This is a genomic window from Streptomyces sp. NPDC048560, assembly GCF_040650955.1.
Lineage (GTDB): Bacteria > Actinomycetota > Actinomycetes > Streptomycetales > Streptomycetaceae > Streptomyces.
In genome coordinates, this window is the sequence record NZ_JBEZIJ010000001.1 from 795808 (window position 1) to 822047 (window position 26240).

28 protein-coding genes are annotated in these 26240 nt (G+C 71.7%); 13 read left to right on the forward strand and 15 right to left on the reverse strand.

Features of this window, described 5'->3' with window-relative positions; genetic code table 11:
• Positions 1-132: 132 nt before the first annotated feature.
• Complete coding sequence (locus AB0C82_RS03475) at positions 133-3351, forward strand: tetratricopeptide repeat protein (protein WP_362835840.1); 3219 nt, start codon at positions 133-135, stop codon at positions 3349-3351.
• Positions 3352-3546: 195 nt separating this feature from the next.
• Here AB0C82_RS03475 and AB0C82_RS03480 read toward each other — a convergent pair whose 3' ends face one another.
• Together AB0C82_RS03480 and mca are read right to left on the reverse strand one after the other, a co-directional pair.
• Positions 3547-3786 (reverse strand): hypothetical protein, encoded by a 240-nt coding sequence (locus AB0C82_RS03480; protein WP_362835842.1) that lies wholly within the window; start codon positions 3784-3786, stop codon positions 3547-3549.
• 1 nt (position 3787) lies between these two features.
• Positions 3788-4669 carry a mycothiol conjugate amidase Mca gene (mca, locus tag AB0C82_RS03485; RefSeq protein WP_362835844.1) on the reverse strand — a complete coding sequence of 294 codons (882 nt, stop codon included), beginning with the start codon at positions 4667-4669 and terminating at the stop codon, positions 3788-3790.
• A gap of 150 nt (positions 4670-4819) precedes the next feature.
• On the opposite strand from mca, the gene AB0C82_RS03490 reads away from it, so the two are divergent.
• Positions 4820-5236 carry a DUF4307 domain-containing protein gene (locus AB0C82_RS03490; protein ID WP_362835846.1) on the forward strand — a complete coding sequence of 139 codons (417 nt, stop codon included), beginning with the start codon at positions 4820-4822 and terminating at the stop codon, positions 5234-5236.
• A gap of 143 nt (positions 5237-5379) precedes the next feature.
• On the forward strand, positions 5380-5877 hold the full coding sequence (greA, locus tag AB0C82_RS03495) for a transcription elongation factor GreA (protein ID WP_362835848.1): 498 nt from the start codon (positions 5380-5382) through the stop codon (positions 5875-5877).
• A gap of 71 nt (positions 5878-5948) precedes the next feature.
• Here greA and AB0C82_RS03500 read toward each other — a convergent pair whose 3' ends face one another.
• From AB0C82_RS03500 to ilvA, 3 genes are all read right to left on the reverse strand, one after another.
• Complete coding sequence (locus AB0C82_RS03500) at positions 5949-6800, reverse strand: ABC transporter permease (RefSeq protein ID WP_362835850.1); 852 nt, start codon at positions 6798-6800, stop codon at positions 5949-5951.
• A complete protein-coding gene (locus AB0C82_RS03505) occupies positions 6797-7777 on the reverse strand; it encodes an ATP-binding cassette domain-containing protein (protein ID WP_362835852.1) in 981 nt (326 codons plus the stop codon). Before AB0C82_RS03505 ends, AB0C82_RS03500 begins: the two co-directional genes overlap by 4 nt.
• A gap of 85 nt (positions 7778-7862) precedes the next feature.
• Complete coding sequence (ilvA, locus tag AB0C82_RS03510; protein ID WP_362835854.1) at positions 7863-9089, reverse strand: threonine ammonia-lyase; 1227 nt, start codon at positions 9087-9089, stop codon at positions 7863-7865.
• Between the two features lie 155 nt (positions 9090-9244).
• On the opposite strand from ilvA, the gene AB0C82_RS03515 reads away from it, so the two are divergent.
• The 4 genes from AB0C82_RS03515 to AB0C82_RS03530 all read left to right on the forward strand — a co-directional run bounded on the left by AB0C82_RS03515 (position 9245) and on the right by AB0C82_RS03530 (position 10866).
• A complete protein-coding gene (locus tag AB0C82_RS03515) occupies positions 9245-9775 on the forward strand; it encodes a MarR family transcriptional regulator (RefSeq protein ID WP_362835856.1) in 531 nt (176 codons plus the stop codon).
• A gap of 59 nt (positions 9776-9834) precedes the next feature.
• The gene (locus tag AB0C82_RS03520) at positions 9835-10335 is read left to right on the forward strand and encodes a sigma factor-like helix-turn-helix DNA-binding protein (RefSeq protein ID WP_362835858.1); all 501 of its coding nucleotides are present in this window, start codon (positions 9835-9837) and stop codon (positions 10333-10335) included.
• Entirely contained in the window at positions 10322-10582 is a 261-nt protein-coding gene (locus AB0C82_RS03525; protein WP_362835860.1) for a hypothetical protein, read from the forward strand. The genes AB0C82_RS03520 and AB0C82_RS03525 overlap by 14 nt, the downstream gene beginning before the upstream one ends.
• Positions 10583-10674: 92 nt before the next feature.
• Complete coding sequence (locus AB0C82_RS03530; RefSeq protein ID WP_362835862.1) at positions 10675-10866, forward strand: DUF1059 domain-containing protein; 192 nt, start codon at positions 10675-10677, stop codon at positions 10864-10866.
• A gap of 61 nt (positions 10867-10927) precedes the next feature.
• Here AB0C82_RS03530 and AB0C82_RS03535 read toward each other — a convergent pair whose 3' ends face one another.
• On the reverse strand, positions 10928-12073 hold the full coding sequence (locus AB0C82_RS03535) for a cystathionine gamma-synthase (RefSeq protein ID WP_362835864.1): 1146 nt from the start codon (positions 12071-12073) through the stop codon (positions 10928-10930).
• Between the two features lie 67 nt (positions 12074-12140).
• Between AB0C82_RS03535 and AB0C82_RS03540 the strand changes: the two genes are divergently transcribed.
• Entirely contained in the window at positions 12141-13244 is a 1104-nt protein-coding gene (locus AB0C82_RS03540) for a hypothetical protein (RefSeq protein WP_362835866.1), read from the forward strand.
• A 138-nt stretch (positions 13245-13382) separates the two neighbouring features.
• Entirely contained in the window at positions 13383-14084 is a 702-nt protein-coding gene (gene msrA / locus AB0C82_RS03545) for a peptide-methionine (S)-S-oxide reductase MsrA (RefSeq protein ID WP_362835868.1), read from the forward strand.
• A gap of 45 nt (positions 14085-14129) precedes the next feature.
• Here msrA and AB0C82_RS03550 read toward each other — a convergent pair whose 3' ends face one another.
• Complete coding sequence (locus tag AB0C82_RS03550) at positions 14130-14534, reverse strand: helix-turn-helix transcriptional regulator (RefSeq protein ID WP_362835870.1); 405 nt, start codon at positions 14532-14534, stop codon at positions 14130-14132.
• A 173-nt stretch (positions 14535-14707) separates the two neighbouring features.
• Here AB0C82_RS03550 and AB0C82_RS03555 point away from each other — a divergent pair, with 173 nt between their 5' ends.
• The 3 genes from AB0C82_RS03555 (at position 14708) to AB0C82_RS03565 (ending at position 16245) form a co-directional block, all read left to right on the forward strand.
• Positions 14708-15109, forward strand: a complete 402-nt coding sequence (locus tag AB0C82_RS03555; protein WP_362837011.1) for a YrdB family protein — start codon at positions 14708-14710, stop codon at positions 15107-15109.
• 4 nt (positions 15110-15113) lie between these two features.
• Positions 15114-15602 (forward strand): GNAT family N-acetyltransferase, encoded by a 489-nt coding sequence (locus AB0C82_RS03560; protein ID WP_362835872.1) that lies wholly within the window; start codon positions 15114-15116, stop codon positions 15600-15602.
• A 196-nt stretch (positions 15603-15798) separates the two neighbouring features.
• Positions 15799-16245: an RDD family protein gene (locus AB0C82_RS03565; protein WP_362835874.1), complete on the forward strand. Its 447-nt coding sequence runs from the start codon at positions 15799-15801 to the stop codon at positions 16243-16245.
• Between the two features lie 30 nt (positions 16246-16275).
• On the opposite strand, the gene AB0C82_RS03570 is transcribed toward AB0C82_RS03565, so the two are convergent.
• From AB0C82_RS03570 to AB0C82_RS03585, 4 genes are all read right to left on the reverse strand, one after another.
• Complete coding sequence (locus tag AB0C82_RS03570; RefSeq protein ID WP_362835876.1) at positions 16276-16959, reverse strand: ABC transporter ATP-binding protein; 684 nt, start codon at positions 16957-16959, stop codon at positions 16276-16278.
• Between the two features lie 47 nt (positions 16960-17006).
• On the reverse strand, positions 17007-18467 hold the full coding sequence (locus AB0C82_RS03575) for an ABC transporter permease (RefSeq protein WP_362835878.1): 1461 nt from the start codon (positions 18465-18467) through the stop codon (positions 17007-17009).
• Between the two features lie 167 nt (positions 18468-18634).
• Positions 18635-19903 (reverse strand): Ig-like domain-containing protein, encoded by a 1269-nt coding sequence (locus AB0C82_RS03580; protein ID WP_362835880.1) that lies wholly within the window; start codon positions 19901-19903, stop codon positions 18635-18637.
• A gap of 241 nt (positions 19904-20144) precedes the next feature.
• Entirely contained in the window at positions 20145-20588 is a 444-nt protein-coding gene (locus tag AB0C82_RS03585; RefSeq protein WP_362835882.1) for a hypothetical protein, read from the reverse strand.
• Positions 20589-20696: 108 nt separating this feature from the next.
• Between AB0C82_RS03585 and AB0C82_RS03590 the strand changes: the two genes are divergently transcribed.
• Positions 20697-21002: a hypothetical protein gene (locus AB0C82_RS03590; RefSeq protein ID WP_362835884.1), complete on the forward strand. Its 306-nt coding sequence runs from the start codon at positions 20697-20699 to the stop codon at positions 21000-21002.
• Positions 21003-21018: 16 nt separating this feature from the next.
• Here the strand turns inward: AB0C82_RS03590 and hutH are convergent, their stop codons facing one another.
• From hutH to AB0C82_RS03610, 4 genes are all read right to left on the reverse strand, one after another.
• Positions 21019-22569, reverse strand: coding sequence for a histidine ammonia-lyase (hutH, locus tag AB0C82_RS03595; RefSeq protein ID WP_362835885.1), 1551 nt, complete (start codon positions 22567-22569; stop codon positions 21019-21021).
• Positions 22570-22668: 99 nt separating this feature from the next.
• On the reverse strand, positions 22669-23823 hold the full coding sequence (locus tag AB0C82_RS03600; RefSeq protein WP_362835887.1) for a GGDEF domain-containing protein: 1155 nt from the start codon (positions 23821-23823) through the stop codon (positions 22669-22671).
• Positions 23824-23945: 122 nt separating this feature from the next.
• Entirely contained in the window at positions 23946-24758 is an 813-nt protein-coding gene (locus AB0C82_RS03605) for an enoyl-CoA hydratase-related protein (protein ID WP_362835889.1), read from the reverse strand.
• Positions 24759-24905: 147 nt separating this feature from the next.
• Positions 24906-26108 carry an adenylate/guanylate cyclase domain-containing protein gene (locus tag AB0C82_RS03610; protein ID WP_362835891.1) on the reverse strand — a complete coding sequence of 401 codons (1203 nt, stop codon included), beginning with the start codon at positions 26106-26108 and terminating at the stop codon, positions 24906-24908.
• Positions 26109-26240 lie beyond the last annotated feature (132 nt).

Below are 26240 nucleotides of genomic sequence, written 5' to 3' on the forward strand. Positions count from 1 at the left end.
CGGGGAAACCGGCTGCGCACACCGATCACGGCGCACCGGCCCTCGCGCGGGCGCGCCGGGCGCAGGACACTGGGTGCCGATGCCGGGCGGTGCGGGCGCGTCCGGGGTGACCGGGGTGACCGAGGGGGACGTATGCGGGACAGCCATCGGGCCGAAGCCGAAAGGCTGTTGGTACGCGCTGTGGAGGAAGAGGTACGCAGGACCGGCGGGGGGAGCGACTCCGGCGCGCTGATGGCGCGTGCGCGGGGAGCCCTCGACACCATGGCGGCCGGTGCGGACGAGGAGTACACCGCGTACGTGCGGGCGCTCGACGCGGCCGACGCGCAACAACCGCTCTCGCAGCGGTTCAGCAGAGCGACGCTCGGAACTCCCCTGCTGGTCACGGGAGTTGCCGCCTTCGCGGCCGTCTGCGCGGACCTCGCGCTCGGCACGGCCACCGGTCTGGCCGTCGGCGCGGGCGCGGTCGTCGGGGTGGCGGGCGCCGCGACGACCGTCGCCAGGGTGACCGCGTCCCACTGGCCCGCCGCGCACCGCAGGGCGGGCGCCCTGAACCAGCCGGGCGGTCCCGAACAGCTGCGGCTCCAGTGGCTGACCGCGCTGGAGGTACGCGGCATCCGCCCCTTCCTCGACCAGCAGCGGATGCTCACCGCAGCCGCCCGCCCCGCGAAGAAGGCCGCCGCCTCCGTCGCACCGCGGCTGCGCGGCTCGGACCGCAGCGCGGCGGCGCGCACCCGGTCGCTCCTCCAGCAGTCCTTCGCCCAACTTCCCGACGGCACGGGTCCGTTCGCCGGCCGCCGTACGGAGCTTGCGCAGATCGCCCAGTGGGTCCGCACCGCCCGCGCCGCCACGGAGACCAGGCCGACGGTCGTCGTCCTCCACGGCGCGTCCGGTACGGGCCGCACCACGCTGGCCGTGCGGGCGGCGCACGCGCTCAAGGACCAGTTCCGGGGTGCGTGCGTGGTGGATCTGCGCGGTGACGTGGCCGGGGAGACACCCCTGCCGACGCGGGACGCCCTGCTGCACCTGCTCAACCGGCTGGGCGCTCCCCGTGAACAGCTGCTCTTCCGTGAGAGGGCCTCCGCCGAACAGCAGGTACGGCGGCTGAGCGAGCTCTACCACCAGCACCTCACCGGCACCCCCGTCGCGATCGTCCTCGACGACGCCACCGACGCCGCCCAGGTCCGCACCCTCCTGCCCGAACGGTCCGACAGCCTGGTGCTCGTCACCGCCCGCGTCCCCCTCGACCTGCCCGGCTCCGTACCCGCGTGGGTGCACCAGCTGCCCGTCGGCGGTCTGGACGCGGCGGGCGCCGAGGAGCTGCTGCGCGAGGTGGCCGCAGGGCAGGAGGGCGGGCCGTACGACCACCCGTCCACGGAGACCGTCGTCGAGCTGTGCGGCGGGCTGCCGCTGGCCCTGCGCATAGCGGGCTCCGCGCTCCGCACCCGGACCCGCGGCGACCTGGCCGCCGGCCTCGGCGCGTACGGCCCCGTCGCACCGGCCGAGCGGGCCCTGTGGCTGCGCTACACCGACCAGTCGGAGCAGGCCAGACGGCTGCTGCGCAGGCTCGCCCTGGCGGGCCGGGCGAGCCTGGGCACGGCGGCGGCCGCCGCGCTGCTGGCCACCGACGAACCGGAGGCGGGGAGGCTGCTGACGGCGCTGGCCGAGTCCGGTCTCCTCTCCCACGTGCGCGGCTCGCGCTACCGGCTGCACGACCTCGTACGGGACTTCGCCCTGGCCCGTCTGCTCGACGAGGAGGAGCCGGCCGAGCGCACCGCCGCCCAGGAGCGGCTGATCAAGAGCTACGCGGAGCTCGCGGACGCGGTGATCCGCATGGTCGACGGCAAGATGTCCACCCGTGCCGGACAGTTCGGCTCCCATGGGTTCAGCTCCCTGGACGCCGCCCTGCGCTGGCTGGACGACGAGTCGAGCTTCATCACCTCGGCGCTGCGGCACGCGGAGGACGTCGACCAGGGCGCCGTGCTGCATCTCCTCGGGGCACTCTGCGACTACTGCCTGCTGCGGGGCGACCTCTACCGGCTCGGCGAGATAAGCGAGCTGACGCAGGCCGTCGACAAGGGACTCCTGGAGCGGTCGGTGCAGTGGCGCACGGGGATCGCGGCCCGGCAGCTCGGGGAGCTCGACAAGGCGCGCACCACGCTGTCCTCCGTCGTCGGCCTCTACCGCGAGGCGCGGAACGACTCGGGCGCGGCGCTGGCCCTGTGCTCGCTCGGCATCACCCTGCACCACCAGGGCAATCTCACGGAGGCGTCGGCGCGGCTGCGCGAGGCGCTGGCCCTCCAGGCCTCCGACGAGCAGGCCGAGGACCGCGCCTGGTCGCTGCACGCCCTGGCGGCCGTCGAACGCGACCGCGCCAACCTGGCGGAGGCCCTCACCCTGCTCGACACGGCGCTGGGACTGCACCGGGAGGGCGAGTCCCTGCACGGCGAGGCGTGGTCGCACTTCCAGCTCGGCCAGGTCTGTCTGCGTATGGGCGAGGTGCCGCGCGCGGAGGACGAGCTGCGGACCGCGCTCGACCTGTACGCGCGCACCCGGGACGAACGCGGCACCGCCTGGGCCCTGACCCAGCTGGCGCGCGCCAGGCTCCTCGACGGCGACCCCTCACGCGCCGCGGAGCAGCTGCGCCTGGCGCTGTCCCGGCACCGGGACAACGAGGACGCGCGGGGCGAGGCGTGGACGCGGTACTACCTGGGCCAGGCCCTGGAGGAGACCGGCGACACCGACGAGGCGGTGCGTGAGCTGGAGCGGGCCCGCACGATGTTCTCCCGGATGCGCGACGTGTACGGGCTCGCGTGCGCCCGGCACCACTCGGGACGGGTCACCCGTGACCAGCGGGCGGCGCGGACGGGAAACCTCCGCAACTCGGGCTTCGCCCGGCAGCTCCTGGTGGACGCGCGGGCCGACTTCCGGCGCATCGGCGTCGCCCACGGCGAGGGCTGGACGTGTCTGGAGCTGGCGTTGATCGACGCGGGGAACAACCGGACGGGACAGGCGCTGGCCCTGTGCGACGAGGCGGTCGCGCTGTTCACCTCGTACGGGGACGAGCGCGGCGGCGACTGGGCCCGCTTCCTGCGGTGCACGCTGCTGCCGTACGCGTCGCCGGGTGGCAGTGAGGTGGGTACGGCGGTGGCGCGGCAGGAACTGGCGGAGCTGCTGGCCTCGGGGCACCCGAGCCGGGACCCGAAGGTGGAGGACTGCGCGGAGTCGCTCGCGGTCATCCTGGACCGGGGGGTGGACCTGGAAGACGGCTGGCAGGCGTGGCGCCTGGGCCTGACGCCGGCCCGGCACGCACGGGAGGTCATGGGCGTGCCGCTGGGCCCGGGCGGCGCCTGAGGTCCTGCCCCGAGCGCCGGACGGGCGCGGACAGCCGTGCGGGAGGGTCCTGGCCGCGGACAGCCGTGCGGGAGGGTCCACGCCGGGGCGGGCACGGGAGCCGGGTCCGCGTACGGGACCCGGGTGCCGCGCCCGCCCGGAGGAGACACTCCGCAAGGGCCCCGCCCGACCCGCCACGGGGTCAGGCGGTGCGCCTCACCTGCCGGTGTCCGTGCCCGTCCCGGTGCCGGTGGATCCCTGGACCGCCGGTTCCGGCTCCGGCGCCTCCTCGAAGTTGACCTTGCCCATGTGGCGGTTCATGGACTTCATCAGGAGCCACACGCCCACGGCGAGTGCCGCGAAGACGATGAAGCCGAGGACGCCGGGAGTCACCTTGTTGTCGTCGACCTCCTTGGCGAGAGGGACGAGGTGGGTCAGTGCCTGGGTCGCGTACATATCAGGCATTGTCGCGGATGCCCGCGAAGAGGTCGCTCTCGGGGAGGGAGGTATCGACCAGAGACTTCGCCAGCTCGTACTCCTCGGTCGGCCAGACCTCGCGCTGGACGTCCATCGGAACGCGGAACCAGCCGCCGTCCGGGTCGATCTGTGTCGCGTGCGCGATGAGCGCCTTGTCACGGATCTCGAAGAACTCGTCGCACGGGACGAACGTGGTCAGCGTCCGCTCCTCGCGCACGAACTCCTTCCAGCGCTCCAGCCACTCGCCGTACGGGGACTCCAGCCCGCGGGCCAGCAGCGCCTCGTGGAGGGCGACCGTACGCGGCCGGTTGAAGCCCTGGTTGTAGTAGAGCTTCTGCGGCGTCCACGCCGGTCCGAACCTCGACTCCGGGAACTTCTCGGTGTCCGAGGCCCCGTCGAACGCGATCATGGTGATCGTGTGGGTCTTGATGTGGTCGGGGTGCGGGTACCCGCCGTTCTCGTCGTACGTGGTGATGACCTGCGGCCGGAACGCACGGATCTTCGCGACGAGACGCCCCGCCGCCGTCTCGTCGTCCTCCAGCGCGAAGCAGCCCTCGGGCAGCGGCGGCAGCGGGTCCCCCTCGGGCAGACCCGAGTCGACGAAGCCGAGCCACTCCTGCTCGACGCCCAGGATCTCGCGGGCCTCGTCCATCTCCTTCTTGCGCACCTCGTGGATGTTCTCCTCGATGTGCGCGTCCCCCTGGAGCTTCGGATTGAGGATGGAGCCGCGTTCGCCCCCGGTGCAGGTCACGACCAGCACGTCCACCCCCTCGGACACATACTTGGCCATGGTGGCCGCGCCCTTGCTCGACTCGTCGTCGGGGTGGGCGTGGACGGCCATCAGGCGCAGCTGCTCAGTCAAGACTCGATCCTCAGTGATTGGTCGCCATCAGGGTGCCGTCCCGCAGGGACGTCGTTCTTGGGGTGGCGGTCGGTGGCGGGTGGGCGGCTTCTATAGTGACCGAACCGGGGGGCGTAAAATTCCTCGATCCCCGGCACAGGAGGAACGATCATGACTGCGGTACGCGAGGCGGTGCCGGACGGGCGCTACGGCCGGTCCGAGGATCAGCGCTCCGACCGCAAGCTCAAGATCACCGGCTCGGTGCTGGGCGCCGCTCTGCTCGGCGTGATCGTGTGGATCGGTGTGGACTACGTCGGCGGCCAGGGCATCAGCGCCGAGGTCATCAAGTCCAAGGTCGTCTCGGAGGACCGGGCCGAGGTCCATCTCGAAGTCCGCAAGGACCGGGACGCCGGCGGGTACTGCACGCTGCGCGCGCTGAGCGAGGACGGCAACGAGGTCGCTCGCAAGGATTTCCGGTTCGACGGGCCTGCGGAGCGCATCGACGAGGTCCTGTCGCTGCGTACGACGTCCAGGGCCACCGCGGTCGAGCTGACGGGCTGCACCGCGGACGGCGGGGCGTCGCGCTGACCTGCGGGTCCGACGCGTATGTCTTTTACCTTCTCCCCCTTTTCCTGCGGAATTGTTAGGCTCGTGGTTTCGCCCACCCGTGAACGCACATGCTTCTGGGTAGGGCGATGCTTTGTATTCCCAGTACCGACGAGGAGCACCCTGTGACCCAGACCAGCGACAACGTCACCTGGCTCACGCCGGAGGCGTACAACCAGCTCAAGGCCGAGCTGGACTACCTGTCTGGTCCCGCGCGCACGGAGATCGCCGTCAAGATCGCGGCGGCCCGTGAGGAAGGTGACCTCCGGGAGAACGGCGGGTACCACGCGGCCAAGGAGGAGCAGGGCAAGATGGAGCTCCGGGTGCGCCAGCTGACGCAGCTCCTGGAGCACGCCAAGGTCGGCGAGGCACCTGCCGACGACGGCGTCGTCGAGCCCGGCATGATCGTGACGATCGCCTTCGACGGTGACCCGGACGACACCCTGGAGTTCCTGCTCGCCTCCCGCGAGTACGCGAGCTCGGACCTTGAGACATACTCCCCGCAGTCGCCGCTCGGCACGGGCGTCAACGGCAAGCGGATGGGTGACGACGCCGAGTACGAGCTGCCGAACGGCAAGATCGCCAAGGTGAAGATCCTCGCGGCGAAGCCCTACAAGGGCTGAGCCGCCCCTGTACGGACAGTGATGGGCCCCGGTCGTGCGAGCACGGCCGGGGCCCATCGGTGTGTCCGGGGTCAGACGGTCGCCGAGCGGTACTTGCGGACCGCGAGGGTCCGGAAGACCAGGATGATCACGACGGACCAGATCAGCGACGCCCAGACGGGGTACTGCATCGGCCAGGCGTCCGACTGCGACACGCCGGGGTTGCCGAAGAGCTCGCGACACGCCTGCACGGTCGCGCTGAAGGGGTTCCAGTCGGCGATCGGCTGGAGCCAGGACGCCATCTGGCTGGAGTCCACGAAGGCGTTCGAGATGAACGTCACGGGGAAGAGCCAGATCAGCCCGCCGGAGGTGGCGGCCTCGGGCGTGCGTACGGAGAGTCCGATCAGGGCGCCGATCCAGGAGAAGGCGTACCCGAGGAGGAGCAGCAGCCCGAACGCGGCCAGCGCCTTGGCGAGGCCCTCGTGGATGCGCCACCCGACGAGCAGCGCCACGATGGCGAGGACGACGACGGTCAGGGCGGTCTGTACGAGGTCGGCGAGCGTGCGGCCGGTGAGCACGGCGCCCCGGGCCATCGGCAGGGACCGGAACCGGTCGATGAGTCCCTTGTGCATGTCGTCGGCGATGCCCGCTCCGGCGCCGGCCGTGGCGAAGGTGACCGTCTGGGCGAAGATGCCCGCCATCAGGAACTCCCGGTAGACCGCCGCGTCGGTGGAGCCCCCGACGCTCATGGAGCCGCCGAAGACGTAGCTGAACAGCACCACGAACATGATCGGCTGGATCAGCCCGAAGATGACCATCTCGGGGATCCGCGTCATCCGGATCAGATTGCGTCTGGCGACGACGAGCGAGTCGGTGACCGACTGCGCGACACCGCCGCGCGCCTTGGGGGCCCGGGTCCGGGCCGCGTCCGTCACGGCGGTCATACGACGGCCTCCTTACCGGTCTCCCCGTTCGTCTCCAGCTCCGCGGCATGGCCGGTGAGGGACATGAAGACGTCGTCGAGGGTGGGGCGGCGCAGGCCGATGTCGTCGATCTCCACGCCGCGTGCGTCGAGGTCGCGGATGACCTCGGCGAGCAGTTTGGCGCCGCCGCTCACCGGCACCGTCAGCTTGCGGGTGTGCGCGGCGACGGAGACCTCCCCCTCGCCGAGGACGGTGAGCACCTCCCGGGCGGGCTCGATCTCGTCCGGCTGGTGTACGACGACCTCGACGCGCTCGCCGCCGGTGCGGGCCTTCAGTTCGTCGGACGTACCGCGCGCGATGACCTTGCCGTGGTCGATCACACAGATGTCGTCGGCGAGGTGGTCGGCCTCCTCCAGGTACTGCGTGGTCAGCAGGAGTGTCGTGCCGCCCGCGACGAGTTCCTGGATGACCTCCCAGAGCTGCTGCCGGTTGCGCGGGTCGAGTCCGGTCGTCGGCTCGTCCATGAACATGACGGGTGGCGAGACGACGAGGGCGGCGGCGAGGTCGAGGCGGCGGCGCATACCGCCGGAGTACGTCTTGGCCGTGCGGTCGGCCGCGTCGACGAGGTTGAACCGCTCCAGGAGCTGCCCGGCCCGGGTCTTCGCGTCACGGGAACTCATCTGGTAGAGCTGCCCGACCATCTGGAGGTTCTCTCGGCCGGTCAGGTACTCGTCGACCGCGGCGAACTGGCCGGAGAGGCCGATCGAGCGGCGGACCTCGTTGGGATGCTTCAGTACGTCGATGCCCGCGACGACGGCTGTGCCGCTGTCCGGCTGGATGAGCGTGGTCAGCACACGTACCGCGGTGGTCTTCCCGGCGCCGTTGGGCCCGAGGAGACCGAGGACCGTGCCTTCCGGCACATCCAGGTCCACGCCGTCCAGTGCTCGTACATCGCCGAAGGTCTTCACCAGGCCTTCGGCATATATGGCGCCTGGCATGTGGGATTCCCCCAGTTGCTTTTGGGTGACTTCCTGTGCAGATCCTAGGGACGTCCCACATGCCGCGCGCGGTGAAACCCAGGATTCACATGACCAGGTAGCCCGCGTCGCGCAGCGTCGCCGCGACCTCCTCGCAGTGCGCGGGGCCCTTCGTCTCCAGGTGGAGTTCGACCTCCGCCTCGGTGAGGCCGAGGCGCGGATCGGTCCGCACGTGGCTCACGTCCAGGACGTTGGCGTCGGCCACGGAGAGCGCGGCGAGGAGGGTGGCCAGCGCCCCGGGGCGGTCGGTGAGGCGCAGCCGCAGGCTCAGGTAGCGGCCCGCCGCCGCCATGCCGTGGGTGAGAATGCGCTGCATCAGGAGGGGGTCGACGTTCCCGCCGGACAGCACCGCGACGACGGGTCCGGCGAACGACTCCGGGGCGCTCAGCAGGGCGGCCACGGGGCTGGCGCCCGCGGGTTCGACGACCATCTTGGCGCGCTCCAGGCAGAGCAGGAGCGCGCTGGACAGCTCGTCCTCGGAGACCGTACGGACCTCGTCGACCAGATCCTTGACGAGACGGAACGGGATGTCGCCGGGGCGTCCCACCTTGATCCCGTCGGCCATCGTCTGGGGCGACGGGACCGCCACGGGGTGTCCGGCGGCCAGCGAGGGCGGATAGCCGGCCGCGCCGGCCGCCTGCACGCCGACTATCCTGACGTCCGGGCGCAGCGCCTTCACGGCGACCGCGATCCCCGCCGCGAGGCCGCCTCCGCCGATGCCGACGACGATGGTGCGGACCTCCGGGCACTGTTCGAGGATCTCCAGACCCACGGTTCCCTGCCCGGCGATGATGTCCGGGTGGTCGAACGGGTGGATGAAGACGGCCCCGGTCCGCTCCGCGTACTCCTCCGCGGCGGCGAGCGTCTCGTCGACGACATGGCCGTGCATCCTGACCTCCGCGCCGTACTGACGGGTCGCGGAGACCTTCGGCAGGGGCGCGCCGACGGGCATGAAGACCGTGGACCGCACGCCGAGGAGGGAGGAGGCGAGCGCGACACCCTGCGCGTGGTTCCCGGCACTCGCGGCGACCACTCCGGCCGCCCGCTCCTCCGGGGTGAGCCCCGAGATCCGCACGTACGCGCCGCGCAGCTTGAACGATCCGGTGCGCTGGAGGTTCTCGCACTTGAGGTGCACCGGTGCGCCGACGAGCTCGGTCAGATACCGGCTGCCCTCCATCGCGGTCACCCTGGCCACCCCGGAGAGCATCTTCCACGCCCCGCGGACGTCGTCGAGGATCACGGGAGGAAAGGGGTGCGAGGTCCGGTAGTTCATGACAGCAAGTCTTGCAGCTCGGGCAGGTCGCGGCCGACTCGTCTCATGGCGGACTGCGGCGGTGTCCACGGGTTTGCGCAGCGCTGGTACGCGTTGCCCCGAGGCCGCGTACTCTGTCCCCCACTTATCCGACACCGCACGAAGAGAGCCCGGCCATGCCCCCTCAGGACATGACGACTGCTGCGTCTCCCTCCGGGGGCACCGCCCCCGGCAACCCGGGTACCGACCACCTTCTCGACGCTCTGCAGCACCAGGTGGCCGTCTTCGCCCGCCGTGCCGAACAGACCCGCCTCGGGGGTGTCGGCCAGGTCCGCAACTCCATGGACCGGGCCGCCTATCTGCTCCTGAACCGGCTCGACAAGGAGGGACCGATGGGTGTCAAGGCGCTGGCCGCCGGCATGGGCATCGACTCCTCCACCGTGACCCGCCAGGTCGCTCCGCTCGTCGACACCGGCCTGGTCAAGCGCACCTCCCACCCGGAGGACGGCCGCGCGGTCGTGCTCCAGCTCTCCCCGCGCGGACAGGCCCGTCTCGACGAGGTGCGTTCCTCGCGGCGCGAGCTCATGTCGCAGGTGACCGACGACTGGAGCACCGAGGAACGCGACACGTTCTGCACGCTGCTCACCCGCTTCAACGCCGCACTGGCAGCGCGCCAGGCCGCGCACCAGCCCTCGCCGGAGGACTGAGCGCCGGCCCGTCGCGCACGCCTCTTGACGCCGGGGTCCGTCCGGGTCTCCGATGGGGTATGCGAGAGCGGCGGGCCCACGGACAACGCCGCCGCGCCCAGGAGTTCGAGGACTTCGTCGCGGGCGCGGCAGGCCGTCTGCTGCACACCGCCACCCTTTTCACGGCCGAGCCGGCCGCCCCGCCGGGGACGAACCCCCGGGCCCTGCGGCTGCTGACCACGGCGCTGGCGCACACCTACGCCCGGTGGGACCGGCTGCGCGGCGAGGATCCGTACGACCGCAGCCGCCAGGAGCTCGTCACCCGGTTCGCGCGTGACGCCTGGCGTCATCACCGGCCGCGCGGAGGACTTCTGGAACGCCTGACACCGCAGGAACGCCTGGTCCTCGTCCTGCGCCTGTACGAGGGGGTCGCGGAGGAGCAGACGGCGGCGCTGCTGGGACTGCCGGTGGACCGCGTGCGGGCGATCTGCACCAGGGCCGTCGTTTCGATGTACGCGCCGCCGGAGCGCCCCGGTCGCCCCGTGGGACAGCGGCGCGGGGAGCGCGATGAGCGGACGTGAGCGATCCGACCGGAAGGTCGACGAGGTCCGCCGGATGCTGGAGGCCCCGCGCCCTCAGGTGCCCGCCGACCTTGCGTCTCGCGCGGCGGAACGCGGAGCCCGGCTGCTGCGCCGCCGTCGTGCCGCGCGCCGGGTGGTGGTGTGCCTGATGTGCGCGGCGGTGGTGGCGTTCGTGGTGTGGGCGGGCGTGACCGGACCGTGGGAGAGCCCGCCGGCCGGGACGACTCCGCCGCTGGACGGCTGGTGACGCCGGAGACCGGCGCAGCGGGCACTGTGCGCCGACAGGTCCGGATTTATCCTGGGAGGGCCGGCAGTTCAGTACGAGCCGAGGAGGCCGTCATGACCAGGAAGATCGCCGACTGCCGCAAGTACCCGAGCGTCTCGAACTGCACCCTCACCATCTCCGGCGAGGAGGAGGAGGTCGTACGGGCCGCCACCGAGCACGCCGTCTCGGTGCACGAGCACACCGACAGCCCTGAGTTGCGCGAGCAGGTCCGCGCCTCGCTGGAGGACGAGAAGGTCTCCGTCTGAGAGGAACGGCCCGTCCGGCGGCGACGGCTGCGCGCTCACCACCGGACGGACACGGAACGGACTATCCGAGCGCCTGCGTCAGGTCGGCGAGCAGGTCGTCCGCGTTCTCGATGCCGACGGAGAGGCGGACCAGGTCGGCCGGGACCTCCAGCGGGGAACCGGCGGCGGACGCGTGCGTCATCCGGCCCGGGTGCTCGATGAGCGACTCGACGCCGCCCAGCGACTCACCGAGCGTGAACAGCCTGGCACGGTTGCAGACCTCGACGGCCGCCTCCTCGCCGCCCGCGACACGGAAGGACACCATCCCGCCGAACGCCTTCATCTGCTTGGCCGCGATCTCGTGCCCGGGGTGCTCGGGCAGACCCGGGTACAGGACGCTGTCCACCTTGGGGTGACGGGTCAGCAGGTCGGCGACCTTGGTGGCGTTCTCGTCGTGCCGGTCCATGCGGACCGCGAGGGTCTTGATGCCGCGCAGCACGAGCCACGCGTCGAACGGTCCGGCGACCGCGCCCATCGCGTTCTGGTGGTACGCCAGCTCGTCGGCCAGCGTGGGGTCGCCGGTGATCAGCGCACCGCCGACGACGTCGGAGTGGCCGCCCATGTACTTGGTGGTGGAGTGCACCACGACGTCCGCGCCGAGGGACAGCGGCTGCTGGAGGTAGGGGCTGGCGAAGGTGTTGTCGACGACCAGCCGCGCACCCGCCTGGCGGGCGACGCCGGCGACGGCCGCGATGTCCGTGATGCCGAGGAGCGGGTTGGAGGGTGTCTCCACCCAGATCGCCTTGGTCCGCGGGGTGAGCGCCGCCCTGACCGCCCCGATGTCCGAGGTGTCGGCGACGGAGAACTGCACGCCCCAGCGCGAGACGACCTTCGCGAACAGCCGGAACGTACCGCCGTAGGCGTCGTTCGGGATGACCACGTGGTCGCCCGGCGTGAGAAGGGTGCGCAGGAGGCAGTCCTCGGCGGCGAGGCCCGACGCGAAGGCGAGCCCGCGACGGCCGCCTTCCAGGGCCGCCAGGTTCTCCTCCAGGGCAGTGCGGGTCGGGTTGGCGCTGCGGCTGTACTCGTAGCCGCCGCGCAGCCCGCCCACGCCGTCCTGCTTGTACGTGGACACCTGGTAAATGGGCGGAACCACCGCGCCGGTGAGGGGATCGGCGGTGTTTCCCGCATGGATCGCGAGAGTCTCGAAGCTGTGCTGGTCGCTCATGAGGACCGAGCGTAGTTCGTCACGAGGGCACTGACAGGTCACTGGGCCGTGCGGGGACAATGGCCGTATGGAGATTCTCTGGTTCCTGATCGCACTGTGCATGATCGCCGCCGTCGTCGGCCCCTTCGTGCTGCGCCGTCGGGGCGGTATCCGTCAGGTCGCGCCCGGCTCCCCCGACGCCGCCGACCCGGATGCGTACGGCTTCCTGCGCCAGGAGGAACTGGACGTACGGATGCCTGGACCTGACCAGGACCTCCTCGATGTCCTGAACGTCGTGCAGGCCACCCAGGACTGGCGGGCCGCCTCCCAGTTGCTGGCCGGCACGCCCAAGGAGAGCGAGCTGCGGTGGCAGCGGGTGCAGGCCTTCGCCGGTGCCGCCTCGCTCGAACTGATGGCCCGGCCCGGGGTCGGCGGCGCGTGGCTGCGCACCTGGCGAGCGGAGTCCCCGAAGGACGCGGGCGGCGCGGCGGTGCACGCGGAGTTCCTGGTGCAGCAGGCGTGGCGCTCCTCCGGTGCGGGCCAGGACGACTTCCGGATCATCCTTGAGGAGGCCCGTACGGTCTGCGGCGAGGCCGCGATGCTGGCACCGGGCGACCCCGTGCCGTACATCATCGAGCTGGCCGTGGCGCGGGGACTCGGTTACTCCCACGAACAGTTCGACCAGCTCTGGGCGAAGATCATCGACCGGGCGCCGGCACACATGGGTGCGCACATCGCGGCGCTGCACTTCTGGTGCGAGAAGTGGCACGGTTCGCGCGAGGAGGCCGAGCGGTTCGCCACCACGGCGGCGGCCCGCGCGCCCCAGGGCTCGCTGCTGGCGGCGCTGCCGCTGTTCGCGCTGTACGAGCACCTGCCGGAGGTCAATCTGGTCCAGGGCTTCTACCGGGGCGTCGTGGTGACGAAGGCCGTCGAGGGAGCCATGTTCGCGGTGCACGCGGCCCGCGCCGACGATCCGATGCTCGCGCACGTCCGTCATCTGCTGGTGATGTTCCTGGTCCGGATGCAGCGCTGGTCGGAGGCGATGCACCAGCTCGTCCACATCGACGGCCACGTGGGCGCCCTGCCGTGGACCCAGGACCCGGACCCGGCCGCGGAGTACACCGTCTACCGGGCCCTGGCGGTAGCGGGCTACGAGGCGAACGGCGGCAGCCCGGCGACGCTGCCCCACTAGCGCGCGGCCTCGGCGCCGCGCGGAGAGGGCCGGCCGGAGCCGCGTGTCCGGGACGGGCACGGACACGGGTGCGCCGGAATCCACGGCGCCCCCCTCGCGTTGCAGTAACTGAACCCCGACCCCCGGAGGAGCCCCCGCATGTTCCTGAATTCCCGCACCCCCGAGCTCCCCACCCCGGAGCAGGCCCTGCGCGGCCGCCCCACCCCTGAATTCGCCGTCCCCTCCCGCCACACGGTGCTCGGCAACCCCCTGGTGGGCCCGTATCCGGACGGTCTGGAGGTCGCCGACTTCGCGCTGGGCTGTTTCTGGGGCGCCGAGCGCAAGTTCTGGCAGACGGAGGGTGTCTGGACGACCCTCGTCGGTTACCAGGGCGGCTACACGGAGAATCCCTCGTACGAGGAGGCCTGCTCGGGCCTGACCGGCCACACGGAGGCGGTCCGCGTCGTCTTCGACCCCCGGGTCGTGTCGTACGCCGAGCTCTTGAAGCTGTTCTGGGAGTCCCACAACCCGACCCAGGGCTTCCGCCAGGGCAACGACGTGGGCACCCAGTACCGCTCGGCGCTCTACCCCCACACCCCCGCGCAGGCCGAGGCGGCGGAGGCCTCCCGCGAGGCGTACCAGCAGGTCCTCACCGCTGCGGGCTTCGGCGGGATCACCACGGAGATCCTCCCGGCGCAAGGCCGCACGTTCTGGCCGGCGGAGGCGTACCACCAGCAGTACCTCGACAAGAACCCGGACGGCTACTGCGGTATCGGCGGCACGGGCGCGAAGCTGAGCTCCCCGTCGGAAACCAACTGGGGCCGGTCCTGCCCGACGGGCATCGCGCCCGCGTCCGAGTAGTCCCCTCCGGCTCCGGGCGGCCCGGCCGGAGCGCGAGCGGTCCCGTCAGGCCGCGAGCCGCACCTCGCCCTGGCGGGGTGCGGGCCGTGCCGGGTGGAAGGCGGTGCCGAGGCGGCGGACCGGGGCCGGGGCGGCGAGACGGATCAGCTCGCGGTGTGACAGCGCCAGGAGGTCGGCCAGGCCCAGGCCGAGGGCCTTGGCCGCCGCTGCCAGGACCTCGGACGACGGTTCCTTCAGGCCCCGTTCCAGCTCGGAGAGGTACGGCATCGAGATCCGCGCCGCGTCCGCCACGTCCTTCAGCGTGCGCTCCTGCGCCTGTCGCTCACGGCGCAGGACGTCACCGACCACATGCCGCAGGAGCGGCTCCTTGGCCGCGGGGGCCGGGGCCGGCGCTCCGGTGACCGGGCGCAGGGGGATGACGCGGGCGGGATGCGACTCGTGGCTGCTCACGCGCTCAGCCTAGGAGCCTCCGGCCCCCGTACACCCCGGAAACGTTCCGCCCCCGGCGAAATCCCGCCGCGCGAGGTCGTTCCATACCCCCGGGCGGGGTCGTTCGCGGGGATCCGGCTGCCAGACTCCCCTTCGTGACGACGCATGAGCGAAGGTCCGGCCCCGCCCGGTCCCTGGCACGCGGCCCCTGGTTCGCGGCCAACGAAGTCCTGGCCCTTTTCCTGGAGTTGGGGGCCCTGATCTGTCTGGGCTGGTGGGGGTTCTCCGCCCCTGACGACACCGCCGCCCGGGTGCTGCTGGGCGTGGGAACACCTGCGGCGGCCATCACCCTGTGGGCACTGTTCGCCGCACCTCGGGCCCGGATCACCCTTCCGCTCGCGGGTGTTCTGGCGGTCAAGGCCCTGGTGCTCGGAGGCGGCGCGCTCGCGGTGTACGGGCTCGGGTACCCGACGGCCGCCGTGGTCCTCGCCGTGGTGCTCGTCGGGAACACCGGCCTCTCGGAGTTCTCCCGGCACGCCCCGACGGACGATCAGCGGCCCGAGGACCCCGACTACCGGACAGATGTGCGAGATTGACCGGATGAACAGCCAGAATTCTCAGCGCATCGCACTGCGCCGCGCCCGGAACGAGGACGGGGCTGCGGTCGCCGACGTCTATCTGCGCTCCTTCGACGCCGCACTGCCGACCGTGCGCCGCGCCCATGACGACGACGGCGTACGGGCCTTCTTCCGCGATGTCGTCGTGGTGCACCACGAGACGTGGGTGGCCGACGAGGGTGGCACCGTGGTCGGGATGATGGTGCTGGAGGAGGGCCGGATCGAGCAGCTCTATCTGGACCCCGACCGCCGCGGACACGGAATCGGCGACCGCTTCGTACAGCTCGCCAAGGAACGCAGCCCGCAGGGACTGGAGTTGTGGACCTTCCAGGTCAACGCTCCCGCACACCGCTTCTACGAGCGGCACGACTTCGTGGCGGCGGAGCGCACGGACGGCTCCGACAACGAGGAGCGGGAACCGGATATCCGCTATGTGTGGAAGGGAGACGCGACAGCGGACGATCGGCCATGATGCCGTAATGAACGCGCCGCGGGGGCACAGGAGCAGTCAACAGCCGCATACGCAAAGGGCGTTGTACGGGCCGCGACGGCCTGGTGACTCCCCGGCGATGCGGTCCTCGCCGCCGGGCCCGTACCAGCGGCGGCGCCCGCCCGGGACGTACGGGTCCTTACGGCCCCCACCCGGCATCCCCTCGGGCGCCGGTGACATGCGCCGGTATCTCGCGGTAGCCGTCGACTGCTACCTCTGCCTCCTGGCGGCCGGACTCCTGACCAGGCCGTACGTGGGTACGTCCGACGCGGGGCGGGCCCTGCCGCTGCTGCTCGCGTTCGCGCTGGTGCTCTCCTTCGTCAACCAGGTGCTCCTGACCGTGGCGGTCCGGGCCAGCGCGGGCAAGCTGGTGATGGGGGTACGGGTCGTGGGGATGCCCGGGGTCGGCCGGCCCGGACTGGGACGGCTGGTGCGGCGCTGGGTCCTGGGACTGTGCTGGGTGCCGCTGCAGCCCTGGCGCCGGCTGCGCCCGCTCCCCGCCGCCGACGGAGGCGGCGGGGACGGCGGGGACGGCTGTCCGTACACGGACGTGGCAGGGCTCCGGCAGGTGCGGCACATCGATCTGCTGGCCTACCGGGCGGCCGTCGCCGAGCGGGCGGCCTGAGCCCCACCCCGCCCGGCGAGCGGGCACCGGTCAGGCTGCGGCGTTCTCCGTCACCGTGACCCGGCCCTTGCGGATGGTCGCCAGCCTGGGCGCCTTCCGGGCCAGCGCGCTGTCGTGGGTGACCATGATGAAGGTCAGTCCGTGCTCCTTCCAGAGCCCTTCGAGCACCTCCATGATCTCGTCGCGCATGGATTCGTCGAGATTGCCGGTGGGCTCGTCGGCGAGCAGCACCTTGGGCCGCTTGACCAGCGCCCGCGCGATCGCGACGCGCTGCTGCTGACCCCCGGACATCTCGCCCGGCAGATGGGTCGGACGGTCTCCGAGGCCCACGGATTCGAGTGCCTCGGCCGCCCGCTCCCTGCGGGTCCTCGCCCCGAGGCCCAGCGGGACGAGTGCGGTCTCGACGTTCTCCTGCGCGGTGAGCGTGGGAATCAGGTTGAAGCTCTGGAAGACGAAGCCGATGGACTCCGCCCGCACCTTGGTGAGCCGCGCCTCGGGCAGCCTCGCCAGGTCGACACCGTCGAGTTCGACGGAGCCCTCGGTCGGCCGGTCGAGGCCGCCGAGCATCTGGAGGAGGGTGGACTTGCCGCCGCCGGTCGGGCCCTGGATGACGAGCCTGCCGCCGTCCTCGATGGTCAGGTCGACGCCGTCGAGCGCGTTGACGGTGGTCTTGCCGCGCCGGTAGCGCTTGGTGACGCCCTTGAGCTGGTACACGTGTGGACTCCTGCTGTGCGTACGGACGTTGGGGAGGGTGGCAGCCGCTACTCGACGCGGCGCAGGGCGTCCGCCGGGCGGAGCCGGGAGGCGCGCCAGCCGCCGAAGGCGCCCGCGACGAGTCCGCCCGTGACGGCCAGTCCGACGGCGATCAGGATGATGGAGAGGGAGACGGGCGCCGTCAGCGCGATGTCGAGGGTCTTGGACGCCGTCTGACGGCCGGGGCCGCCCATCGCGCCTCCGCCCATGGGCCCGCCGCCCATCGCGCCGCCGCCCGATGAGCCGAGCTGGGCGGTGAGGGTGGGGCTGATGGCGGTCACGGCGTACGCGCCGCCGAGCCCGACGGCGATACCGAGGACGCCGCCCATGAGGCCGTTGACGAGGGCCTCGCCGACGACCTGCCGGGTGACGCGGCCGCTCTTCCAGCCGAGCGCCTTGAGGGTGCCGAACTCCCGCACGCGACGGCTGACCGCCGAGGACGTGAGCAGACCCGCGACCAGGAACGCGGCGATCAGTACGGCGATCGAGAGCCACTTGCCGACGCTGGACGCCAGGTCGGAGGCGGTGGAGAGGGAGCCGGAGACCGTGTCGGCCAGGTCGGCGGACGTGGTGACCGTGGTGCCGGAGATGTTCTTCTGGATGGCGCCCTTCACGGCGTCGATCTGCTGCGAGTCGGTGGCCTTCACATAGACGGTGGTGACCTTGTCCTCGGAGTCGGCCAGGGTCTGGGCCTGCTTCAGCGGGATGTAGACGTTGGCGGCGGCGTCACCGCTGTCCGCGGTCGAGACACCGATGACCGTGTACCCGGTACCGGAGATCGTCACGGTCTTGTCGACCGCGAGCTTCTTCTCCTTGGCGTACGAGGCGTCGACGACCGCGACCTTCGCGTCGGTCTCCGCGGCGTCGAACGTACGGCCCGCGGTGATCGTGGAGGAGGTCAGCGGGCCCAGGTCCTGCTGGGTGACGTCCGTTCCGTACACGGTGAAGGAGTTGACGTCGAAGGAGGCGCCGCCGCCCCGCACCTCGCCCTGCGGCTGGTCCGAGCCGCCTCCCGGTCCGCTCCTGCCGTCCTGCGGGACACCCTCGTCCTGCTTGAACTCGCCGCGCTTGAACTGGCCGTCGACCTTCATGACGGTCAGGCTCAGTCCGCCGACGGCGTCGGCGACTCCGCTCTGGCCCGCGACCTTGCCGACGGTGGTGGCGGCCAGGGTCTGGAAGCCCTGGACCATCACCCGGTCGGTGCTCTGGGTCGAGTCGTCGTCCTTGGCGTCGAACTCGAACCTCGGGCGGGTGGTGCCGGTGCCCGGGGCGGCGGCGGCCTTGGTGACCGTCATGTCCGTACCGAGGCCGTACAGCGATTCCAGGACCTTGTCCTGAGCTTTCGTCATGCCGGAGGACACCGAGCTGACGATGATGACCAGCGCGATTCCCAGGGCGAGCCCCGAGGCGACGACCAGCGCCGCCTTTCTGCGGCGGCGCAGCTCGCGCCGGAGGTAGGTGAAGAACATGGCGCGACGGTATGGAGCGGTTGTGATGGTGGGTTAAGGCCCCGATGAGAGCGCCATGAGAACCGCCACCGCCGCCCGACACCCGTGGCCGGGCGGGAGAACGCCGAAGGCGGCGGCACCGGGGAGTCCGGGGTGCCGCCGCCTTCGTACGGGGGATGCGGGGAGGATCAGGCCTGCGAGCCGGCCGTCCACTGGGCCCAGCTCATGTTCCAGCCGTTGAGCCCGTTGTCCGGCGCGATGGTCTTGTCCGGGGAGTTCTTGACGACGACCACGTCGCCGATCATGGAGTTGTTGTAGAACCAGGCGGCGGGCTGGTTGGCGTCGTCCGCGCCCTTCACGTCGGCGAGGCCGACGCAGCCGTGGCTGGTGTTGGCGCTGCCGAACATGGACTTCGCGCCCCAGTAGTTGCCGTGGATGAAGGTGCCCGACGTGGAGAGCCGCATGGCGTGCGGCACGTCCTTGATGTCGTACTCACCCTTGCCGTCGTCGTCCGTGAAGCCGACGGTGGCACCGTCCATCCGGGTCTCCTTGAACTTCTCGGAGATCACCATCGCGCCGTTGTACGTCGGGTTGTCCGAGGAACCGGCCGAAATCGGGATGGACTTGATCGTCTTCCCGTCCTGGGTGACGGTCATCGTCTTGGACTGGACGTCGACGGTCGAGACCTGGTTGCGGCCGACCTTGAAGGTGACCGTCTTCTCCTGGACACCGAAGACGCCGTCCGCGCCCTCGACACCGTCGAGCGCCAGCTTCAGCGTGACGGTGGAGCCGCCCTGCCAGTAGTCCTCGGGGCGCAGGTCGAGCCGCTGCGAGTTGAACCAGTGGCCGACGACCTCCTGGCCGCTGCTGGACGTGACCTGGATGCCGCCCTGGACGGCCTTCTGGTCGGTGATCGGCTTGTTGAAGTTGATCGAGACCGGCATCCCGACACCGACGGTGGACCCGTCCTCGGGAGTGAAGTTGCCGATGAAGCTGTTGTCCGGCGAGACGGTGGTGAAGGAGCTGTTCTCGTGGGCCTCACGGCCCTTGGAGTCCGTCGCCGTGGCGTTGATCTTGTACGTGGTCGAGCGCTCCAGCTGCCCGGTGGGCACCCAGCTCGTGCCGTCAGCGGCGAGGGTTCCCTCGACGCTCTGGCCGGCCGACGTGGTCATGGTGACCTCGGTCAGCTTGCCCTTGGTGACGGTGACCTTGGCGTCCTTGTTGATGCTCGCGTTGGTGGCACCGTTCTTCGGCGCGATCGTTATCTGCGCCTCCGAGGTTTCCTTCGCCGCCGCTTCGTCGACCTGAGCCTGCGACTTCTTCGAGCTCTCCGCACTCGGGGCGCTCTTGCCGCCGTCGTCGCTACAGGCGGAAAGCACCAGTACGCCGCCGAGCAGTGCGGACGCGGCCGCGAGGCCCCTGCGCCGCTTGCTGTCCGTCATCACACGCTTCTCCATCGTTGCCGATTCCCCAAGATCCCCGAACGGGAACGCCGGACGGCGTCACCCCGTCAATGTTCCAGAACACCCCAAACGGGTGGTCGGTTCCACATCCTCGGAGAATGTGGGGAACACCACTCACCGACGCGGTGACGGCGACGCCGGTTCCCGCCGCCGGACACGTGAGGGGCTGTCGGCGTACCGCCGGCCCCGGTCCGCCGCCGGATGCGGGCCGGGGCCGGGTTCTCACACCCGGGGCCTACCGTTCCGCGTCGGCGCGCTCGCCATCGCCCTGCCCATTGTGCTCGACCTCGGCGTCCTCACCCGCGCCCTCGAATCCGTAGCCGCTCTCGTCGTCGTCCTCGCCGCCGTCCCAGTCCTCGGACCAGTCCTCGCCGTCGGGGTCGTAGTCGACCGACTCGCTGCTCCACGACGCCTGGGCGAGTTCCACCCCGGGCACCTCGCTGACCAGGTCGAAGGGGTCAACGAGTGAAGCAACGGCCTCCGCACCGTCTTCCCGGACAGTGGCCTCCGTATGCGTACGCTCCTCGGCGGATTCCCCCGGGACGGGGTCGATGCCCGCTGCCGCGTATTCGGCGGCGATACCCGCAAGGGCGCCGGCGGTCAGGGCCTCGGCGTCGGTGATCTCCAGCACCATCTCCACGCGAAGCCGAACAAACCTGGATGTCTCTGAAGTGGTCATAGGCGGGAGCGTAAGGCTCCCGGACTGCGCGGCTTTCCCACGACCCGCTGCTTTGCTTAGCATCGGCCCACGGGGCTAACTGCTGGTTGTCGCAAGGGGATCGATTCTGTGTCCATCGCTCGTCGCACACTGCTGACCACGACCGCCGCGGGCACCCTGCTCTGCGCTCTGTGGTTCGTCCCCTCCGCCAACGCGACCGGCGCGAGCCATCCGCGGGACGCCGCCGGCTCCGTACGGAATCCGCCGGCCGCGCCCGCCGGGCAGGCCGGTGCGGACACCGTGCTCGCCGACACCGGAGCGGGCGTGGACACCACCCCGTATCTGATCGGCGGCACGGCGTTCCTGCTGATCGGCGCGGGCTTCGTCGCCTACTCGGCCCGGACGGGCCCGATCGGGGGCCCGTCCGGGTTCTGAGGCGCTCCGGGCCGTCCTAGGCCAGCGGTCCGGTGACCGGCTCCACTGCCGCGACCAGCTTTCCCTCGCGTACGAAGGCGTCGGCGCCGGCCAGGTCGGGGGCGAGGAACCGGTCCGGTCCCGGGCCCTCGACACCGGCCGCGCGCAGCGCCTCGATGGCGGCGAGCGAGGCGGGCGCGGGGGTCAGGCCCTGTGCGGCGCGCAGCTCGACGGCGCGGGTCGCCGCGTACATCTCCACGGCGACGATCCTGGCCAGGTTGGTGACGGCGGTGCGGAGCTTGCGCGCCGCCGACCAGCCCATGGAGACGTGGTCCTCCTGCATCGCGGAGGACGGGATGGAGTCCGCGGACGCGGGGACGGCGAGCCGCTTCATCTCGCTGACGAGGGCGGCCTGGGTGTACTGGGCGATCATGAGGCCGGAGTCCACCCCGGCGTCGTCCGCCAGGAACGGCGGCAGACCGTGCGAGCGGTTCTTGTCCAGGAGCCGGTCGGTGCGGCGCTCGGAGATCGAGCCGAGGTCGGCTGCGACGATCGCCAGGAAGTCGAGTACGTACGCGACGGGCGCGCCGTGGAAGTTGCCGTTGGACTCGACCCGGCCGTCCCGCAGCACGACGGGGTTGTCGACGGCGGAGGCGAGCTCGCGCTCGGCGACCACGGCGGCGTACGCGAGGGTGTCGCGTCCCGCGCCGTTGACCTGCGGCGCGCAGCGCACCGAGTAGGCGTCCTGGACGCGGGGCGAGTCGTCCTGGTGGTGGCCGGTGAGACCGGATCCGGCGAGCACCCGCAGCATGTTGTCGGCGCTGGCGCCCTGGCCGGGGTGGGGGCGGATGGCGTGCAGCTCGGGGGCGAGGACCTTGTCCGTGCCGAGCAGCGCCTCCAGGGAGAGCGCGGCGGTGATGTCGGCCGAGGTGTAGAGGTTCTTGAGGTCGGCGAGGGCCATCACGAGCATCCCGAGCATGCCGTCGGTGCCGTTCAGGAGGGCCAGGCCCTCCTTCTCGCGCAGTTCGACGGGGGCGATGCCGTGGGCGGCGAGCAGCTCGCCCGCGGGCCGCACGACGCCGTCGGGGCCCTCCGCGTCACCCTCGCCCATCAGGGTCAGGGCGCAGTGGGAGAGCGGGGCGAGGTCGCCGGAGCAGCCGAGCGAGCCGTACTCGTGGACGACGGGGGTGATACCCGCGTTCAGCACGTCGGCCATGGTCTGCGCGACCTCGGGGCGTACGCCGGTGTGCCCGGAGGCCACCGTCTTCAGCCGCAGGAACATCAGGGCGCGGACGACCTCGCGCTCGACGCGGGGGCCCATGCCCGCGGCGTGCGAGCGCACGATGTTGCGCTGGAGCTGGGCGCGGAGCTCGGGGCTGATGTGACGGCTGGCGAGGGCGCCGAAGCCGGTGGAGACGCCGTAGACCGGCTCGGGCTTGGCGGCGAGCGCCTCGACGATCTCGCGGGCTGCGGCAAGCGCGTCCACGGCTGCGGCCGAGAGTTCGACGCGGGCGCCCGCGCGGGCCACGGCGATGACGTCCTCGGCGGTGGTACCGGACGTCCCCACCACGACTGTATGCATATCCATATTCAGAAGCCTACGGATTGAATCCCTTCATGTCACTAGGCTGGGCCACCCGTGAATGTCACGAGCGGTCATCCGGTTGACCCCTTACCGGACCGTTGCTCACGGACGGTTGCCACGCAGTCTTCGCCGGTCGTGCGCGGACTTCGGCGGGGAGTCCGCGAGCCGGATCACCTCGCCGTCGCGCCCCGCCACCACCGGCTTCGTGGAACGCGCCGCCTTCGCCCGGTACTGGGCGGCGTCGGCCAGCCGGAAGAGCCGGCGCGCCGAGCGCAGGGGGCCGATGGGATCACCGGTCGACGCGACCCCGCAGGCCACCCCGTCCCCGAGTTCGAGGACGGCCGCGCGCTCGCAGAGTTCGGTGGCCACCCGCACCACGTCGTCGGCCTCGGGCCCCAGGGTCAGCAGACAGAACTCGTCGCCGCCCAGACGCGCGGCCAGGGCGCCGGGCAGTATCGCCCCGCACAGCGACAGCACCGAGCCGAAACGTTCCAGCAGACGGTCACCGACCTCGTGCCCATGGGTGTCGTTGACCGCCTTGAGACCGTTCAGATCGCAGACGACCAGGCTCACCACGGCTCCGTCGGCGCGGTGGCGCTCCACCGCCTCGTCGAGCCGGATGTCGACGGCCCTGCGGTTCGCGAGGCCCGTGAGCGGATCGGTGAACGCCAGCTTGCGGACCTCCTCCAGACGTTCCGTCTGAGCGATCCCGGCGGCGACGACGGCGGCCAGGACGGTCGCGAAGTCCGCGTCGTCCCGGCCGAACACCGGCCCGCCCGCCGCGCGCGCGACGTACAGCTCACCCCAGGCCCGTCCGTGCAGCACGATCGGCGCCACCACGCAGCAGCCCCGCCCGCGCCGCCGCAGCGCGGCGACCCGCTGGTGGCAGAACGGCCTGGCGCCCCGCGCCGGAGCGCCCTCGGCCGGGGTGCCGTCCGCCGTCTCCACCCAGGCGTCAGGCTCGCCGCCACCCGCCCAGCGCTCGTGCAGGAACTCGGTGATCTCCGGGAACTGGTGCACGGGGTACGCCTCCTCCTCGGGGAACTCCTCCTCCCCCTCGGCCCTCTCGCCCGCGTTCACCAGCACCCGCAGCCGTCCGCGATCGCGCTCCCACACGGAGAGCGCGGCGAAGCTGCCGTCCAGCGCCTCGCACGCCCTCAGCGCCGCCGCACGCCACGAATCCCGCGGGGTGTATGCCGCGGCCATCGACTGCGCAAGGGAAACCACGGCCCGTAGCCGCGCATCATCACCGCCCATCGCCCCAGCCTATGTAGTTTTGTGGTGATTTGACCGGTCCAGGCCGTGAATGCCCGACGGTTCGCGAGGAAGTGGGCACACCTTCGTCACTCACGGTCACCTGGCGCCCCGACCGGGGCCGCCTACTCCCCGGGCCAGTTCGGCTTCCGCTTCTCGTTGAAGGCGGCCACACCTTCCGCGCGGTCGCCGGAGAAGGCCACCGAACGCCAGGCGGCGTCCTCCACCTCAAGACCCGCCCGCAGATCGAGCCCGTGCCCCAGCCGCAGCGCCCGCTTGGCCGCGCGCAGACCCACCGGGGAGTTGGCGGCGATCCGCCCGCCGAGCGCCAGCGCCTCGTCCCGGTCCCCGCCCGCCTCGACCAGCTCGTCGACGAGCCCCAGCTCACGCGCCTCGGCCGCCTCCACACGCCGCGCGGTGAAGACCAGCTCGGCCGCGCGGGCCGCCCCGACCCGGCGGGGCAGCAGCTGCGTACCGCCGCCACCCGGGATGACGCCGACCGACACCTCGGGCAGCCCGACGACGGCCGTGCGGTCGGCCACGATCAGATCGCAGGCGAGCGCCAGCTCGAAGCCGCCGCCGAGCGCGAAGCCGTGCACCGCGGCGATCGTCGGCATCGGCAGCTCCAGTACGCCGGTGTAGGCGGCGCGTGCGGTGGGGCGCTGCCGCACCAGCTCGGCGTCGGAGAAGGAGTTGCGCTCCTTGAGGTCCGCGCCGACGCAGAAGGCCCGCTCGTGGCTGGAGGTGAGCACGGTGACCCGCACCCCGCTGTCCGCGCCGAGCGCGGCGCAGGCGGTCCCGATCGACCGGGCCATGTCCGTGGACACGGCGTTCATCGCCTTGGGCCGGTCGAGCACCAGCTCAGCGACGTGTTCCAGGCCCTCGTGGCGCCGCACGACGACGAATTCCCCGTACCGCTGCTCGGACATGACGGTCATATGACTGCACCCCTCCGGTGAACGAGCTCGACAGTTAACGAGCGTTACCGGGCGATCCTAGAGCGCACCTCTCTCCAGGCATACGGGCGCCGGGGCCGGGAGGCCGTCGGCCCCGGCGTGCCCGGCGTGCCGCGGGCCGGGAGGCCGTCAGGCCGTCGGCCCCGGCGTGCCGCGCCGCGCCAGCAGCCACGGCTCCACGACGCCGAGCCCACGCACCGGCCGCTGCCACATCGGCTGGAGGCCGAAGCGGTAGCGCGGCGGTGCGGGCTCGTCCGCCTCACGGCCCTCCTTCTCGGCCAGCCGCACCCGCTCGGCGGCCGCGGCCGCCTCGCCCGCCGCCTGCGCCTCGGAGACGGGGGCGTCACCGGTCCGCGTGAGCTCCTTGGCGAACGCCCCGTCGACCAGGACGGCGTCCTTCGGCGCTATCGAGGTGAGCCGGCTGGCGAGATTCACCGTGGTCCCGAAGACATCACCCATCCGGGTGGTGACCGTGCCGAAGGCGATGCCGACGCGCAGCGCGGGCATGGTCTCGTTCTGCGCCATCGCCTCGACCAGCCGGAGCGCTATCTCGGCGGCCGTGCCGGCGTCGTCGGCGGCGAAGAGCACCTCGTCGCCGAGGGTCTTGATGAGCCGGCCGCCGTGGGCGGCGACCAGGTCGGCGGCAGTCGTCTCGAACGCCTCGACCAGCTCGCCGAGCGCCTCCTCCTCCAGCCGCCGGGTGAGCCGTGTGAACCCGACCAGGTCCGCGAAGCCGACGGCCAGCCGCCGGTCGAACATCTCCTCGTCGTCGGCGGCCTGCACGACCCGGCCCGTCGCGGCGGCGAGCTGGCGACGCCACACGTACACCAGGAACTCCTCCAGCTCGGGCAGGAGCAGCTCGACCAGCGGATACGTGACCTCGGTACGGGTCATCCCCGGTTCCGGGGGCTCCGTCAGCCCCTCCAGGAAGGAATCGATCTGCCACTCCGCCAGCCGGGCGGTGGTCTGCCCGGTGGAACGCGCCACCTGGATGGCCATCGGCTCGCTGAGCAGCCCCGCCTCGACGAGTCCGGCGAGGCGCCGCAGCGCCAGGACGTCGGCCTCGGTGAGCGCCTTGGCCTGGCCGATGTCGGCGAATCCCATGGCGCGCCAGAAGCGGGACGCCAGGTCCATGGAGACGCCCGCGGTACGGGCGGCCTGGAACGGCGTGTAGCGGCGGTCGGCCCCCAGGATCAGCTGTTCCAGCCTGATCGCCAGCGGGTCGTCGGTCGGCTCCGCCGTGTGATCGACTTCGTGATGCGGTGTCGCGTGGACCGAGGAGTCCGACGGGGGCTCCTCGCCCGCCCCGGACGCCGTGTCGTCGACGGTCACCAGCCGCCTCCTGCCCGTTCCCTGCGCACTGCCCTGCCGATCTGTCGCTGGATCGCCTCAACGATACGGCAGATGTGCCCTACCTCACGTCGTCCGGGCCGTGACCACGAAATGTCACCTGTGTCCGAACCT